Source organism: Achromobacter dolens (assembly GCF_902859745.1).
GTDB lineage: Bacteria > Pseudomonadota > Gammaproteobacteria > Burkholderiales > Burkholderiaceae_B > Achromobacter > Achromobacter dolens.
This window is the reverse complement of the sequence record NZ_CADIJW010000049.1, coordinates 26,528-40,288: the sequence shown is the minus strand read 5'-3', so window position 1 is coordinate 40,288 and position 13,761 is coordinate 26,528. Positions and strand designations below refer to the sequence as shown.

Sequence of the window (13,761 nt, the reverse complement as noted above, 5' to 3'; positions counted from 1 at the left end):
CGCCGCCAGCCCCAGGGCCAGCGCGCCGCGTGCGCCCATGCGGCCCACCAGCCAGGCGCCGCCGCCGCAGCCGAGCAAGACGGTCACCGCGCCCCCCGCCATGCCAAGTCGCCCCACCGCCTCCACCGGCCAGCCCGCGTCCACCAGGAACAGCTTGGACAGCCCATAGCCCGCCACCGCCGTCATGGCCGCCAGGAACGCCGCCAGCACCAGCGCCCAGGCGCCGGGCCGGCGCGCGAAGCGCGCCAGGGTGGCGCGCCGCGGCGCGGCGGCGGGCGCGGGCAAGGCGGCTTCACGCCACCCCAGCGCCATCAGCAGGCTGAAGGCCACCACCGCCGCCAGCAGCGTCAGCGCAACGCCCTGCCCCAGCCACCCCGCCAGCACCAGGCAGCCCGGCCCGCCGGCGAAAAAGCCGACCATGGTGCCGCCGACCTGCACGGCGTTGGCGCGCGCCAGCGCCTGGCCATCGAAGCGCTCGGCGGTCAGGCCGTCGGTGGCGATGTCCTGGGTGGCGCTGGCCAGCGAGGCCAGGGCCATCAGGCCCACCACCCAGGGCGCGCTGGCGGCGGCGATGCCGGTCATGGCCACCGCCACCAGGCAGGCCAGCACCACGGCCTGCATCGGAAGAATCCAGCTACGGCGCCGGCCGAGCGCGGCGCGCCAGCGGTTGTCGACCTGCGGCGCCCACAGGAACTTCAGCACCCAGGGCAGCCCCACCAGCGGCAGCCAGGCCAGCGCGTGCAGGGGCGCGCCGTCGCGCCGCAGCAGCGTGGGCAATGCCTCCATGGCCACGCCCAGCGGAATGCCCTGGGAGAAATACAGCGCGCCGATCATGACGAACAGGCGCGCATTCGCGGTTTGCTTCACGTCGATTTCCTTCAAGCTTGCGTTGCCGCGCCCACGCGGCGGTGTTCACTGCCCTGCCCGGGCGTGACGAACAGGATGCGGGCCGGACAGGCCACGCGCAGGCGGTGCCAGATGCCGCGCGGCACCACGGCGCCGCGCCGGGCGTCCAACAGCACATCGGTCTCGGCGCCGGCCTCGTCCATCAGCGTGAGCACCACGCTGCCTTCCAGCACACAGAGCATTTCCTCGCCGGCGGGATGGCGTTCCCAGACATCGCCGTGCACGTCGGCGTCGCTGGCCGCGGCCTTGATGCCGACCAGCCAGCCTTCGTGCGGCGCCAGGCGCCGCAGCCTGCCGATGTCGCGCATGCCGCCATCGCCAGCCAGCGCCATGAAATGATCGAGCCAGTCGAACACTGGCACGGGCGTCATTGCAGCCACGTTGTCTCTCCTTGAAAAAACGGATGGACGGCGCGCCTGCGCCGTCCATCGATCGCACACCGCTCAGTACTCGGCGCGCAGGGTCAGCATGACGTTGCGCGGCTCGCCGTAGCGGTTGTTCCAGGCCGTGCCCGACAGGCTCTGGTAATAGCCGCGGTCGAACACGTTGTTGACGTTCAGCGCCGCGGTCAGGTGCTTATCGACGCGATAGGCCAGACGCAGGTCGACCAGCGCATAGCCGCCCTGGCGCAGCGTGACCGGGCCCGACACGGTCGAGTAGCCGGACTGCACCTGCAGGCCGCCGCCCACGCTCAGGCGCCGCTGCATCGTCGGCAGCGCATAGTTCGTCCACAGCCGGAAGATGTGCCTGGGCGTGAAGCTGGCGAAGGGCTGGCCGCCCGCCTGCGTGTCGGTCAGGTACTTGCTGGTGTTGAAGGTGTAGCCCGCGGCCACCGTCCAGTACGGCGTGATGCTGCCGCTGGCCTCGGCCTCGAAGCCGCGGCTGCGCACCTCGCCGCCCGCCACGTAGTAGCAGTTCTGGCCGACGCAGGGCCAGGCCGGATCCTGCTGCGCGCGGTTCTTCTGGCGGATCTGGAACGCGGCCAGCGATACGTTCAGCGCGCCGTCCATCAGTTCGCCCTTGATGCCGGCCTCGTAGTTGGTGCCGGTGACCGGGTCCAGCCCCTGGCCGTCGCGCGTGAGCTGGGTCTGCGGCTGGAACACCTCGGCATAGCTGCCGTACAGCGACCACTGGCGGTCCAGATCGACGATCAGCCCGCCGTAGGGCGTGAATTCGGGGTCGATGCGCTGTCGCGAACCGGGCGCGTCCTGGTTCCACCAGCTCATGCGGCCGCCCAGCACCAGCGTCAGTGGATCGGCCAGGGAGAAGCGGCCCATGCCGTAGACGCCCTGCTGGCGCGCGCGCGTCTCGCCCGGCGAGGTATAGGGGCCGACGCCCGGCTCCGGCACGCTGTGCGGATCCCAGTCGAACACGTTCACTGGCACGCGCAGCGCCGGCGTCAACTGGCCGGTGTACTGCTCGGTCGTGGTGCGCTGCGCATTGCCGCCGACCAGCAGCTCGTGGCGCCGGCCGAACAGCTCCACCGGGCCGCTGACGTAGGCATCGACGCTGGCCTGGGTGTTGTCGAATTTGTAGGCGCCGCCCATCAGCGCCGAGCCCAGGCCAGTCTGGCGGTCGATCGCGCCATAGGCGCCGGCGTACTTCAGGTTGCTGTCGGCGGTGAGGTAGTTGGCGCTGAGCTTGGCGCTCCAGCCCTGGCCGAAGCGGTGTTCCAGGTCGGCGAACACGCGCGTCGTGTTCCAGTTGAAGCGGTCCCAGGCCGCGTCCAGGTAGGTCGAGCGCTTCAGGCCGATGTCGCCGCCATCCTTGTAGCGTGGCACGCCCGCCATGTTGGTGGTGGAGCGGATGCGCTGGTATTGCAGCCCGGCCGACAGTACCGTGTCCGGGCCCAGGTCGACCTCGCCGATGCCGTAGAACAGCGCCGACTTCTGGTCCGCCACGTCGTAGAAATAGCCGCGGTCTTCAAAGGCCGTGACGAGACGGCCGCGCACGCTGCCGCTGGCGTTGAGCGGGCCGCCCAGGTCGGCCTCGGCGCGGTAGCGGTCCCAGTTGCCAGCGCTGACCGCGCCGCTGAAGGCGAACTCGCGCTGCGGACGCTTGCGCACCAGGTTGACGGTGGCGGCGGGATTGCCGGCGCCATGCAGCAGGCCGTTGGCGCCGCGCAGGATCTCGACGCGCTCGTACACCGCCATGTCCTGCGGCGACGCGGCCATGTTGCCCATCAGCACCGGCACCCCATCCTGCTCGTACGAATCGACCTTGAAGCCGCGGGAATAGTAGGCCGTGGTCAGCAACTGGTACGGCTGCACCGTGATGCCGGTGGCGTGCAGCATGACGTCATCCAGGCTCTGCAGGTTCTGCTGCCGCATCTGTTCCTGGCCGATCACGGTGATCGACTGCGGCGTCTCGCGCACCGTCAAGGGCAGCTTGCCCATCGTGGGCGCCGGCGCGGTCGCGTCGCGTTCGCCGCTGACGGTGACCGCCGGCAAGGTCGCGGCATCGTCGGACGCTTGCGCCGCCACCGGCCCCGCCGCCGTCAATGCCAGCCACACCGGCCAATGGCGCGCCGCACCCTTGCGCGGCCGTGCCGCCCTGTTCCTGAACCTTGATCGCACCGCCGTTCCTCTTTCCCGGTTACTGAGAATTATTCTCAAACCATTCTAGAGAGCGACGTGGCGCGCCACTGGCGATTGCGGAAGTCTCGCTGGCGATTGCGGAAGTTTTTTACCGGGCGGGCCGAGGCGGCCGGCGCGCGCCATGCGACGCGCGCGGCCGTCTCATGCGATGACGACGGTCAATACTCGGCGCGCACCGTCAGCATGAAATTGCGCGGCTCGCCGTAGTAGTTGGTCCAGTTGGCATCGTTCAGGCGCTGGTAGTAGACGCGGTCGAACAGGTTGTTGGCGTTGAGCGCCACCGTGACGTGCTTGTCGACGCGATAGGCCACGCGCATGTCGGCCAGCGCGTAGCCGCCCTGGCGCAGCGTGATGGTCTTGGCCACGTTGTAAAAGCCCGATTGCACCTGTACGCCCCCGCCGATGCTCAGGCGCCGCTCCAGCGCCGGCAGGGCGTACTCGGTCCACAGGCGGAAGATGTGCCTGGGCGTGAAGCTGGCATAGGGTTGGCCGCTGGCGCGCGTGTCCACCATGTACTTGGTGGTGTTGAAGGTGTAGCCCGCCGCCACCGTCCAGTAAGGCGTGATGGCGCCGGCGGCCTCGGCCTCGAAGCCGCGGCTGCGGACCTCGCCCCCGGCGACCGAGGGGCAGCGTCGGCCCGCGCACACCACCGACGGGTCGGCCTGGGCGCGGTTCTTTTGCTGGATCTGGAACAGCGCCAGCGACACGTTGAGCGCGCCGTCCGACAGTTCACCCTTGACGCCGGCCTCGGTGTTGGTGCCCGTGACCGGATCGAGCGGCTGGCCGTCGCGATCGAGCTGGTCGATTTGCGGCATGAATACCTGCGCGTAACTGCCATACAGCGACCACTGCCGGTCCAGGTCGACGATCAGGCCGCCATAGGGCGTGAATCTGGCGTTGGTGCGCTGGCTCGCTTTGGGCGTTTCCAGCCGGCTCCAGTCCATGCGCGCGCCGAGCACCAGCGTCAGCGGATCGGCCAGCGAGAAGCGGCCCATGCCGTACACGCCCTGCTCCCGGTCGCGATTGATGCTCGCGGACTTGTAGGGGCCGATGTCGTAGTCGGGCACATCGCGCGGATGCCAGTGGAACACGTCCATCGGCATGTTCAACTGAGGGCTGGTGACATCGGCATTCAGGTTCTCGTACGAAGTCCGCAGTGAATTGGCGCCGAACAGCAGCTCGTGGCGCCGCCCGAACAGTTCGACCGGGCCGCTGACGTAGGCGTCGATGCTGGTCTGGCTGTTGTCGTACTTGATGCCTCCTCCCGACAGCTTGGCGCCCAGGCCCGTCGCGCGGTCGATCCCGCCGTTGACGGTGAGGTACTTCATCTCGGAATCGGAGCGAAGATGATCGACGCTGAGCCGCGCACGCCAGCCCTGGCTGAAGCGGTGGTCCAGGTCCGCGAACACGCGCGTCGTGTTCCAGTCGGAACGGCTGCCGGCGGACTCCAGATTGACCGAGCGCCGCAGCCCGATCGGCGCGCCGTCCTTGTAGCGCGGCAGTCCGCCCATGCTGGGCGGCGGATGCGAGCGCACGCGGCTGTGCAGCAGGCCCGCCGACAGCACGGTGTCCGGGCCCAGGTCGACCTCGGCAGTGCCGTAGAACAGGCCGGTCTTCTCGTTCGCGCTTTCATAGAAGAAGCCGCGGTCGGCCATGACCCCGACGACGCGGCCGCGGACGCGGCCGCTGTCGTTCAGCGGTCCGCCCAGGTCGACTTCGGCGCGATAGTTGTCCCAACTGCCGGCGCTGAGTTCTCCGCCGAAGGCGAATTGCCGCTGCCCCCGCTTGCGCACCAGGTTGACGGTGGCAGAGGGATTGCCGGCGCCGTGCAACAGGCCGTTGGCGCCGCGCAGGATCTCGACGCGCTCGTAGATGGCCATGTCTTCCGGCGCGGCGGCGCGGTTGCCCATCATGGCCGGCACGCCGTCCTGCTCGAAGGATTCGATCTGGAAGCCGCGCGCGTAGTAGCCGGTGGTGAGGTGATGGTGCGGCTGCACCGTGATGCCGGTGGCGTGCCGCATGACGTCGTCCAGGGTGTGCAGGTTCTGCTGGCGGATCTGTTCCTGGCCGATCACGGAGATCGATTGGGGCGTCTCGCGCACGCTCAAGGGCAGCTTGCCCAGCGTCGGCTGTTGCGCGGCGCCGGCCTCGCGCTCGCCGCTGACGGTGACCGCGGGCAAGGTGGCGGCGCCCGTGGGCTCCTGGGTGCCTTCGGCCAGCGCCGGCCCCGTCGCCACCGCCAGCCAGAGCGGCCATTGACGCGCCAACCGCGCGCGCCGCGCGTTGTTCCCGAACCTAGAGCGCATGGGTACTTCTCCTTCGTTAATACTGAGAATTATTCTCATACAATTTCGAGGAGAAACCGCAACGCGCAGGCGTTTGTAAGACTCTTGCCATGGAAACCGCGCGGGCGCGAACGCGCATCGGCATGCGCGCGATCCCGCGCGACGGGTGGGGCCAGAACGCCGACAACCGGCGGCGCGGTCAGCGGCCGCGGATCAGCGCGCGCGGCAGCACGCCGTAACGCCTCTGGAAGGCCTTGCTGAAATGCGAATCCGTATAACCGCAGGCATAGGCGGCCTCCGATACGCTCATCTCGCCGGCGGCGAGCAGCGCGTGCGCCTGCGCCATGCGCTGCTCGCGCACGCAGGCATAGACGCTGCATCCGAACAACTGGCGAAAGCCCGTGGTGAGCTTGTTGACGTTGACGCCGACACGGCGCGCCAGCTCGGGCAACGTGGGGGGATGCTGAAGATCGGCCAGCAGCAGATCGCGCGCGTGGTGCAGGCGTTCAACGTCGGCGCGTGACCGTCCGCCCGGGGTCGATGCGGCCGGCGCCGGTTGGAGCGCGCCCAGCGCCAGCGCGGTCAGCTCCAGCGCCTTGGCGGACAGGTACATGCGCTTGAGCGCGCCCTGCATGGGGCAGGCCAGCATCTGCCGGCCCAAGGCCTGCAGCGGCGCGGCCAGCCGCAAATTGGCGTCGGCATAGGGTGCGCCGTCGCGCGGCGCGCGCAACAGGCCCGCGATGTCGGCCGGCTCCAGGGATAAGGACTCGCGCAGGTGTTCCAGCGAGGTGCGCAGCGACACGAAGCGCAGCGACCGGCGCGCGCCGAATTCGTGTTCCATGCGCAGCGGATCGCGGCACAGGCTCAGGTGCAGCAACGGCCCGCTGACCTGGGCGGCCGGCGCGCCCGACACGCGGTAGCGCAGCTCGCCGTCCAGCACCAGCACCAGCTTCAGGCCCGGCGCCAGGTCTTCCAGCACCCGTTCGCCGCGCTCGAAGCGCAACGTGCCGCCGGCCAGCGACATGGCGGGCGTGGCGGCCGGAACGGCCCAATCGAGTTCGGGGTGAGAAGCGGTCACGGTCGCGGGCCCGTCCGGGGCCCGATGCTTTATTGAGAGTGACTATTATTACCGTTTTCGCCCCGCTCATGCCAACGCGGCGTTGCGCGCGGCGCGGCGCAGCGCCTGGGGCGGCTGGCCGTAGACCCGCAGGAAGGCGCGCCGCATCCGTTCGCTGTCCATGAAACCGACGCGCCGCGCCACGCTGTCGATACTGTCGTCGCCAGCCTCGATGCAGGCCCGCGCCGCCTCGGCGCGGATGCGCTCGACCGCCTTGGCGGGGGTTTCGCCGGTATCGGCCTTGAAGCTGCGCAGAAACTGGCGCGGACTGACGCAGGCCACCTCGGCCAGATGCTCCACCGTCAGGGCCGCGCCCAGGTTGGCGCGGATATGTTCGAGCACCGCGCGCATGCGCTCGCTGTCGGGCGCCAGGTCCTGCAGGGCCGAGAACTGCGACTGGCCGCCCGAGCGGCGGTGATACACCACCATTTCGCGCGCGGTGGTGGCCGCCAGTTCGGCGCCCAGGTCGGCCTCCACCATCGCCAGCGCCAGGTCGATGCCGGCGGTGATGCCGGCCGAGGTCCAGGTATCGCCGTCGCGGACATGGATGCGGTCGGGCTCGACCCGCACGCCCGGATGCTCGCGCGCCAGCATTGCGGCATGGCGCCAATGGGTGGTGGCGCGGCGGCCGTCGAGCAGGCCCGCGCCCGCCAGCACCAGGGCGCCGGTGCAGACACTGGCCAGGCGCCGGCCCGCCTGCCGCTGCGCCAGCAGGCGGGCGCGCAGGGCGGGCGTGACGGCGGCGGCGCGCGCGCCCTCCCCGCCAGGCACCACCAGGGTATCGGCGGGCGTGCCGTGCCAGGACACCGTCTGTACGCCGATGCCACAGGAGCTGCGCACCGGGCCGCCGTGTTCGGAGACGACGTGCACCGCATACGCGGGGCCGGCGGCGGTCTGCGCGAAACGGCCGGCGGTCTGGAACACCGCGGCCGGGCCGGACATGTCCAGCAACTGAAAATCGGGCACCAGCAGGAAGGCGACGTGGTGGGTCATGACGGACTGGGGTTCAGGGTGGGGGCTGGGGGTTGGCGCTCGGGTTTGGCGTTTTTTGAGGTAATTATGTCATTCACGCCAAAGTCTGCGTCGATACAGTGGGGTCTGTCAAACCCCCGCTCTCTTTTTCTTCCCATGCCTTCCTCGCCCTCGCCCGCCACGGGCCGCCGCAACGCCCGCATCCTGGCCCTGTGCCAGGGCCTGTTCATCGCGGCCATCTCCATCGACCTGACCCTGACCGCGCTGACCGGCCACATGCTGGCGCCGGACAAGGCGCTGTCCACGCTGCCGTTCGCGCTGATCACCGTCGCCGGCGCCGTGGTCACCTGGTTCGCTTCGCTGCTGATGCAGCGCATCGGCCGCCGCAACGGTTTCGCGCTGGGCGCCCTGGCGGGCGCGGCGGGCGGCGGCATCTCGGTGTGGGCGGTGTTCCATGCCGATTTCTGGGCGTTCTGCGCGGGCACCGCGCTGGTCGGCGTGTTCCAGGCGTTCGCGCAGTACTACCGGCTGGCGGCGGCGGACGCGGTGGAGCCGGCCGCCAAGAGCCGCGCGATCTCGGTGGTGATGACCGGCGGCGTCATCGCCGCGATCGCCGGGCCGGCGCTGGCGGCCTGGAGCCGCGACCTGTTCGCGCCGGTGACGTTTGCCGGCGCCTACCTGATGGTGGCGCTGCTGGCGCTGTTGTCCGCCGCCCTGTTGTTCGGCTTCTACCGCGATACCGAGGCGCCCGTGGCCGCGGGCGAAGTCCAGGGCGGACTGCCGGCGCGCCCGCTGCGGGCGGTGGCGCGCCAGCCGGTGTTCATCGCCGCGCTGGCCAACAACGTGGTGGGATCGGTGTCGATGATGTTCATCATGACGGCCGCGCCGCTGGCGGCGGTGGCGTGCAGCCACAGCATCGGCGACGGCGCCAACATCATGCAGTGGCATCTGGTCGGCATGTATGCGCCCGCCTTCTTCGCCGGCGCGCTGATCCAGCGCTTCGGCCTGCCCAGGGTGCTGGGCGCGGGCATGCTGCTGAACGTGGCCTGCGCGCTGATCGCGATGGCCTCGCCATCGCTGCCGGCGTTCTACGCGGCGCTGTTCTGCCTGGGCGTGGGATGGAATTTCATGTTCGTCGGCGGCACCACGCTGCTGGCGCAGTCGTACCGTCCCTCCGAGCGGGCCCGCGCCCAAGGCGCGGCCGAAATGCTGCGCTACGCGGCCACCGCGGTGGCGACGCTGGCGGCCGGTCCGGCGCTGGACGCGTTTGGCTGGGAGGCGCTGAATGCCGCCATGCTGCCGGTGGTGCTTGCCGCCGGCCTGATGACCCGGCACTGGGCGCGCGGATCGGCCAGGGCCGCCACGGCAGCCGGCCCGGCCTGACCAGGCCAGGCCCTGCCTGAAGCGGGTTGGCCTGACCGAGCCCGACCTGACGCTGCCCTGCCGGATCAAGCCCGGCGGGCGCGGCGCCTACTGCTGCTGGCGACGCTGCTCCAGTTCGCGCAGGCACTGGGCGACGCCGGCCTGCATCTGGGCGTTGGAGACGGCGGCGCGGTCCGAGACCTCGCGGCAGCGCACGTATTGCGCCTGGCTCTCGGGCGTGTCGCGGATCACGGCCGGCGCCGCATTCGGGTCGGGCGTGACGGTCATGCGCAAGGTGGACGGCGGCGACAGGCTGCCGTCCTTGGAGCGCTGGCTGGGATACTGGAATTCCTGCGTGACCGGCGCCGCGTTCTGCGCCTGGGCCGCGCCGCCCAGGCAGGCCAGGGCCAGCAGGACGGCGGTGAACGGGAGTTTCTTCATGACGACCTCTCTTTGTTGGTCGCGCCCGGGCCAGATACCCCGCCCGGTGACGCGCCGGTCTATCGTAGCCCCACGCGCGCCCGCGGGGCGTGCCAAGACGCTACGCCAGCCGCGAGATTTGTTTCTTGCGGTTTCCCCGGCGCCGTTCAGCGCGCCGCCGGCGGCTGGCGCAAGGGCGCCAGCAGGGACGACAGGCCGTTGTGGTCCAGCTCGTGCATGAGCGCCAGCAGGCGCCCCAGTTCTCCCGGCGGAAAACCCTTGCGCGCGAACCAGGCCAGGTACGGCCCCGGCAGGTCGGCGATGAGGCGCCCCTGGTACTTGCCGAAAGGCATGGTGCGCGTCACCAGCAACTGCAGCAGTTCGGGATCCATGGGCCGCTACCTCGCTTGGCCAAAGCCAATGTCGGCCGCCAGCGTCACCGGATAGCCCAGCGCCGCGGCGCGGCGCACGGTGGTATCGACGCAGAACTCGCTGGCGTAGCCGCACACCACCAGATGCGTGGCGCCCGCCCGCGACAAGGCATCGTCCAGGCCGGTGCGCAGGAAGGAATCTGGCGTGGTCTTGCGCACCCGCACATCGCCATCGGCGGGACGCAAACGCGTGTCGAGCTGCCAGCCGGGCTCGCCATGCGCCAGCTTGCCGCCGGGCGCTTCATGCTGCACGTAGATCACCGGCGCGCCGGCGGCGCGGGCGCGCCCGGCCAGGTCATTGATGCGCGCCAGCACGGCGCCGGCATCGGCCGGCTCGGGCGTGGTTTCGAACAGCGCGCGTTGCACGTCGATCACAATCAAAGCGGAAGTCATGGTTCTCGCGAAAGGAAATGGCGGCCCGGCCCCACCGGGCGCGCGGCGTGGGAAAGCAAGCCTAGCCGCATTCGGCGCCCACCAGCGGGGGCGGCCAGATGCGCGCGTACATCCAGAAATGGCGAGGCTCGCCGCGCACCTGCCGGTAATGATGCAGCAGCCCTTCGCGGTGGAAGCGGCAGCGCTCCAGCACGCCGGCCGACGCCGTATTGGTATCCAGCACGGTGGCCTGCACCCGCGCCAGCCCCAGCGTCTGCAAGGCCCACGTGGACACGACTTCGCAGGCCTGCGTGGCGATGCCGCGGCGCCAGTGCGAAGGCGCCAGGTCATAGGCGATTTCGGCGCGGCGCGCGCCCGGCGCGATCTCGTTCAAACCGATGGTGCCGATCAGGCGGTCGTCGGCCTCGACGATGGCCAGCCGCACGCAATGGCTGGCGGCGGGGTCGGCATAGCCCTGGATCAGCGACGCCAGCGCATCCGGACCGTCCAGTTGCCAACTGGTGTGGCGGGTTACGTTGTCGTCGCGCAGGTAGGCATGCCAATCGGCCGCGTCGGTGTCGCGCAGCGGGCGCAGGCGCAGACCGGCGATACCCAGTTCGGGCGCGCGCCGCGGCCAGTCGGAAAGAGGCAGGAACATGAAGAGGGCTACGTGGCAAAGGATGGGCCGGTGCGCTCGCGCCGGCCAGGAACAGATTAACAGGCCCGCGCCCGTCAGAAATCCAGCCGCCCCTTCAATTCGCTGAAAGGCACCATGATGTGCTCGCGGTAGGCGGGACGCTCGCGCAGGCGGTCGTACCAGGCCCGCACGTGCGCCAGGGGCTCGCGGGCGATGTCCAGCTCGTAGTAGCGGTAGAGCGCGGTGGCGGCGGGAATGTCGGCCAGCGTCAGGGCCTGCCCGCCCAGATAGGGTTGCGTGGCCAGCACCGCGTCGAGCTGGCGCAGGCAGGCATGGGTGGCGGCCAGGCTGCGCGCGATGGCGGGCAGGTCGCGCTGCGCCTCGGGGGTGCGGTAGTAGCCCCAGAACACGCCCGACAGGAATGCCGGCTGCAACGCCGTCTGGGCCCAGTCCATCCAGCCGTCGGCGCGCGCGCGGCGCGCCGGATCGGCCGGCCAGAAGGCCTCGGCGCCATGGCGCGCGGCCAGGTAACGCAGGATCGCGTGCGACTCCCACACCACCGTGTCGCCATCGCGCAGCAGCGGCACCCGGCCATGCGGGTTCATGCGCAGGAAATCCGGCGTATCGAGCAGGCCGAATTGTCCGCCGGCGGGAATGTGTTCGTAGGCCAGGCCCAGTTCGCCCGCCAGCCAAAGCACTTTCTGCACGTTGAACGAACTGCGCCGGCCCCAGATCGTCGGCAGGGTCATGGCCTGTCCTCCCGTGTCAGCCGGCCACGACGATGCGCGGCTCGCACAGCACCGGGAAGTTCACCGAATTGGCGATATAGCAGAAATGATGGGCGCGGGCGTGCAGCGCTTCGGCCAGTCCGGCATCGCCGCCCGCGGCGATGGTGACCTCGGGCCGCAGCGTGACCGAGGCGAAGGCGCCGCCGCGCTCGGGGTCTTCGCGCATGACGCCGTGGGCGTCGTCGCGGTAGGCTGTGACGATGATGTTCTCGACCGCGCACAGATGCAGATACCAGAGCTTGTGGCAGGCCGACAGCGAGGCCACCAACAGGTCCTCGGGATTCCAGCGCGCCGGGTCGCCGCGGAACGCGGGATCGGCCGAGCCGGCGATATCGGGCTTGCCCGGCGACTGGATCACGTGGTCGCGGGCATATGCGGTGTAACTGGCGGTGCCCTTGCCGGTATTGCCGGTCCAGGTCACGCCGACGTCGTAATGGTGTTCGCCTTTCATTGCGGCTTCCTCGCGGCGCGCCACGCCGGCGCGCAAAGATCGCTAGCGTAGCGCATGCGCCACGCGCCGGAAACGGGACGGCGGCGCGCGCTATCCCGGCATGGTGTCCGGATAGGACGGAACGCCCGGCCCATGATCGAGCCACGGCACGTCGTGCGCGGTGTGGATGTGCGCGAGCGGCCGCGCGCCGGGATCGTCGTCCAGCGTCGCCACGCGCAGGATGACCTGCGGCTGCGCCACCCAGTGCGCCATCAGGTGCGCGCCGCAGCGGGTGCAGAAGTGGCGGATCTTGCCGGGCGACGATTCATAGGCGCCCAGCGCGTCCACGCCACGGGTCCAGCGGAAATCCGCGCGCGCCACCCGGGCGGTCGAGGCGAACGCGGCCGCGTGCGCCTTGCGGCAGGTGACGCAATGGCAATGGACGATGGGCCCGGCCAGGCGGTCCGCCTGGTAGGCCACGGCGCCGCACAGACAGCTTCCTTGCATGATGAGGCTCCTTCGCGCCCGCGGCACGATGCCGCGGGCCCACCGATGAGCGTAGCGCGGGCCTGATTGGCGCGCCACGCCGATACGGCCAGGATGGCGGGCGGCGGCGGACATGCGCGGCCACGGCGCAAGGCCTGGCCGGCCGCCGCAGCCGCGTCAGGCGCCCTGCCCTTGCCGCGCGCCCATCAGCGAGCGCGACAGGCGACTGGCCGCGGCGAGGATCGGCTCCTTCAGTTCATGCAGCACGCTTTCGCCCAGGCGCGAAATCGGCCCCGAGATGCACACCGCCCCCTGCAGCGCCCAATTGATGCCATAGACCGGCGCGGAGATGCTGGAGACCTCGGGATCGCGTTCGCCCAGCGACACCATGTAGCCGGCGCGGCGCACCGACTCATAGGGTTCGCCCGGTTCGCCGGAAAAGGCGAGCAGCACGCGGCCGGGGCTGCCCAGCTCCAGCGGCAGGGCCGCGCCCACGCGCACGTGGTGCCGGATCGACCTGGGGCCTTCGACCCGCGCCATGCAGATGCGCTGCTTGCCTTCGCGCACGTAGAACGTCGCGCTTTCGCCGGTTGCCGCCGACAGCTCGCGCAGGATCGGCTGGACCACCTCGACGATGTTGAAGGTGGCCTGGTAACACGCGCCCAGCCAGCCGGCGGCGCGCGCCAGGCGCCAGGTGCCGTCGGGCCGCTGCGCCAGGTAGTCGTCCATGGCCAGGGTGCGCGCCAGCCGCAGCACGGTGGAGCGATGGCAGCCGGTGCGCCGGCTCAGTTCCGCCAGCGACAGATGCGGATCCTCCACGCCAAAGGCTTCAAGGATGCGCATCGCGCGGCGCACGGCCACGACGCCCTCTTCGCTCGGCGCGTCGGTGGATTCCGGAGGCAGGTCATCGTTCGTCATATGAAACATGTTCCGCTGTATGAACTCGTATTGTATTGGA

At 70.3% G+C, this 13,761-nt stretch carries 15 protein-coding genes; 1 reads left to right on the top strand and 14 read right to left on the bottom strand.

Features of this window, described 5'->3' with window-relative positions; genetic code table 11:
• From HV783_RS24315 to HV783_RS24290, 6 genes are all read right to left on the bottom strand, one after another.
• Positions 1-834 (bottom strand): MFS transporter (locus tag HV783_RS24315; protein ID WP_254604020.1); only part of this gene is annotated, 834 nt, incomplete at its 3' end.
• Positions 835-878: 44 nt separating this feature from the next.
• Positions 879-1,277 (bottom strand): cupin domain-containing protein, encoded by a 399-nt coding sequence (locus tag HV783_RS24310; RefSeq protein WP_054415903.1) that lies wholly within the window; start codon positions 1,275-1,277, stop codon positions 879-881.
• A 72-nt stretch (positions 1,278-1,349) separates the two neighbouring features.
• The gene (locus HV783_RS24305; RefSeq protein WP_175190029.1) at positions 1,350-3,482 is read right to left on the bottom strand and encodes a TonB-dependent siderophore receptor; all 2,133 of its coding nucleotides are present in this window, start codon (positions 3,480-3,482) and stop codon (positions 1,350-1,352) included.
• Between the two features lie 179 nt (positions 3,483-3,661).
• Positions 3,662-5,809 (bottom strand): TonB-dependent siderophore receptor, encoded by a 2,148-nt coding sequence (locus HV783_RS24300; protein ID WP_175190028.1) that lies wholly within the window; start codon positions 5,807-5,809, stop codon positions 3,662-3,664.
• A 178-nt stretch (positions 5,810-5,987) separates the two neighbouring features.
• A complete protein-coding gene (locus tag HV783_RS24295; RefSeq protein WP_254604019.1) occupies positions 5,988-6,866 on the bottom strand; it encodes a helix-turn-helix transcriptional regulator in 879 nt (292 codons plus the stop codon).
• A gap of 66 nt (positions 6,867-6,932) precedes the next feature.
• Positions 6,933-7,898 carry a GlxA family transcriptional regulator gene (locus HV783_RS24290; RefSeq protein ID WP_175190027.1) on the bottom strand — a complete coding sequence of 322 codons (966 nt, stop codon included), beginning with the start codon at positions 7,896-7,898 and terminating at the stop codon, positions 6,933-6,935.
• A gap of 135 nt (positions 7,899-8,033) precedes the next feature.
• Here HV783_RS24290 and HV783_RS24285 point away from each other — a divergent pair, with 135 nt between their 5' ends.
• Positions 8,034-9,260, top strand: coding sequence for an MFS transporter (locus HV783_RS24285; protein WP_175190026.1), 1,227 nt, complete (start codon positions 8,034-8,036; stop codon positions 9,258-9,260).
• 87 nt (positions 9,261-9,347) lie between these two features.
• Here the strand turns inward: HV783_RS24285 and HV783_RS24280 are convergent, their stop codons facing one another.
• The 8 genes from HV783_RS24280 to HV783_RS24245 form a co-directional block, all read right to left on the bottom strand.
• On the bottom strand, positions 9,348-9,680 hold the full coding sequence (locus HV783_RS24280) for a hypothetical protein (protein WP_054502033.1): 333 nt from the start codon (positions 9,678-9,680) through the stop codon (positions 9,348-9,350).
• 146 nt (positions 9,681-9,826) lie between these two features.
• Positions 9,827-10,051 (bottom strand): DUF3820 family protein, encoded by a 225-nt coding sequence (locus HV783_RS24275; protein ID WP_006385039.1) that lies wholly within the window; start codon positions 10,049-10,051, stop codon positions 9,827-9,829.
• A gap of 6 nt (positions 10,052-10,057) precedes the next feature.
• A complete protein-coding gene (locus tag HV783_RS24270; protein WP_254604017.1) occupies positions 10,058-10,483 on the bottom strand; it encodes an isochorismatase family protein in 426 nt (141 codons plus the stop codon).
• A 61-nt stretch (positions 10,484-10,544) separates the two neighbouring features.
• On the bottom strand, positions 10,545-11,120 hold the full coding sequence (locus HV783_RS24265) for a GNAT family N-acetyltransferase (protein WP_064527790.1): 576 nt from the start codon (positions 11,118-11,120) through the stop codon (positions 10,545-10,547).
• Positions 11,121-11,194: 74 nt separating this feature from the next.
• The gene (locus HV783_RS24260) at positions 11,195-11,842 is read right to left on the bottom strand and encodes a glutathione S-transferase family protein (RefSeq protein WP_081273637.1); all 648 of its coding nucleotides are present in this window, start codon (positions 11,840-11,842) and stop codon (positions 11,195-11,197) included.
• A 22-nt stretch (positions 11,843-11,864) separates the two neighbouring features.
• On the bottom strand, positions 11,865-12,338 hold the full coding sequence (locus tag HV783_RS24255) for an OsmC family protein (protein WP_020928506.1): 474 nt from the start codon (positions 12,336-12,338) through the stop codon (positions 11,865-11,867).
• A 90-nt stretch (positions 12,339-12,428) separates the two neighbouring features.
• The gene (locus HV783_RS24250) at positions 12,429-12,824 is read right to left on the bottom strand and encodes a GFA family protein (protein ID WP_175190025.1); all 396 of its coding nucleotides are present in this window, start codon (positions 12,822-12,824) and stop codon (positions 12,429-12,431) included.
• Between the two features lie 156 nt (positions 12,825-12,980).
• Positions 12,981-13,730 (bottom strand): IclR family transcriptional regulator, encoded by a 750-nt coding sequence (locus tag HV783_RS24245; RefSeq protein ID WP_054502028.1) that lies wholly within the window; start codon positions 13,728-13,730, stop codon positions 12,981-12,983.
• Between the last annotated feature and the right edge of the window lie 31 nt (positions 13,731-13,761).